At 52.3% G+C, this 690-nt stretch carries 1 protein-coding gene; it reads right to left on the bottom strand.

The annotated features are described in order from the left end of the window. Positions 1–406 precede the first annotated feature (406 nt). The gene (locus IAQ59_RS22075; protein ID WP_209333021.1) at positions 407–565 is read right to left on the bottom strand and encodes a hypothetical protein; all 159 of its coding nucleotides are present in this window, start codon (positions 563–565) and stop codon (positions 407–409) included. Positions 566–690: the final 125 nt, after the last annotated feature.

Raw genomic sequence — 690 nt, 5'->3', positions numbered from 1 at the left:
CACTTCCGCCAAAACCCGGAGATGTCTAGCGCTGCGCAACCAACCGAATTGCCTGAATATCGAAGAGGTTTCGTTTCGATGGTACCCTCGTTTTGCCATTGCGCTTCGCAGGTATGCGCCTTTTACCGTTGAGGGGTTTTGGCGGTAGTTGGTATGCCCTATTGGCTGCACCTTTGGCCAAAACAGCGATGGGGGGTGGGTTCCTATGCCCCGGGTTTGCACCCGGGGCTATAAATATGCGACCGCCTTCGGGGTCGTTTTCTTTGTGGATATGTGTAGTTAGAAGGGTGGTGAGGTAGACGTAAGACGTTAGATATGAGATGTAAGATTCGGAAAATTTACGATGCCACTTCCTTTCCAAAACCACGAATCCGAAGCGAGCCCCCGCTCTAGGTGTAGTTTGCAACTACACCCCGATATACTTGCCAATTTGCAATGGGCGAAACTGAGCTTCCTTCTCAAAACCACCCCAAGCCCCTTGAGCTAGCTTAAAGAGATTGTTTCGCTCCTGCGTCACTCGCAATGACGGGCTTTGCCGGGCTCCCTTACCCCGTAGGGGTGACATGTTTATAGACTGGGCTTAGAGATCAATTTGTTCCACCGTTTTGGCCGGGGGCATGTTCATGGTGTCCTCCCACTTCCGCCAAAACCCGGAGATGTCTAGCGCTGCGCAACCAACCGAATTGCCTG

It is taken from the genome of Lunatimonas salinarum (assembly GCF_017811155.1).
GTDB lineage: Bacteria > Bacteroidota > Bacteroidia > Cytophagales > Cyclobacteriaceae > Lunatimonas > Lunatimonas salinarum.
This window is presented reverse-complemented; position numbering and strand designations above follow the sequence as displayed.